Genomic DNA, 763 nt, shown 5'->3' on the forward strand with positions numbered 1-763 from the left:
GGCCGCAGTCAGTGCGGACACGAAGACGGCGGCGCCTGTCAGAAACAGGAGAGCCCGCCTGTGCCTCATTGCTTCATCACCGGCGTCTGCCGTTGTGTGAGCCGCTGTTCCTCGGCTTTTCTTAGCGAGTGGACAGTGCGCTCGTGGGTCGCGAGCTGTTGCCCTGTCCGCATGAGCGGCCATGCATGTTTGAGCTGCTCCTTCTGCTCCGGCTTCATACCCTCGGAAAGCTTTTCGTACAGCTTTCCGGAGGGCTCGCGTGCGGCGTTGCTCAACAGCGTCCGTTCTCCAAACCGCTCGGTGACCGCCTGATTGAACCCGTCAATTTCGAGCTTTGTTTCGCGATTGCTGAGCGCGTAGGCTATCGCCGCTGGCAGGTCGTTTCGATCGATGGCGTCACGCACCCGCTCCAGCACGACGCGCGCTACCGGCGACAGCGCCGGAATGTCGATCGAGACCCGCTGACGCAGAGCCTGCTCGTCCGTCTGCAGCCTTTGCGCGGCGGTCTCGCGCATCCGAAGATATTGCTCAAGATCGCGCTTGAGAGCGGGCACGTTGACCTCGGCAACACGACGCGCCTTCCCGCTCTGGCTTGCTGGCGAGAACGCCGGTCTACCCTTCAGTGGACCGATAGATCCCGGCTCAGCCTCCAGCTTCTGCAAGATCTGCTTTGCCATCTCCTTGTCTGCCGAAGCGCATCGAAGTTCATCGCGCGGAAGGCGGTTTCAGGATCGGCGAAGACATACGCAAAACGTGCCGAGAC

General features: G+C 61.7%; 1 pseudogene. It reads right to left on the bottom strand.

What is annotated here, in order from left to right:
- Positions 1-65 precede the first annotated feature (65 nt).
- Positions 66-709: pseudogene (locus T18_RS27975) on the bottom strand (BID domain-containing protein).
- Between the last annotated feature and the right edge of the window lie 54 nt (positions 710-763).

This window comes from Rhizobium sp. TBD182, assembly GCF_001950375.1.
Lineage (GTDB): Bacteria > Pseudomonadota > Alphaproteobacteria > Rhizobiales > Rhizobiaceae > Agrobacterium > Agrobacterium tumefaciens.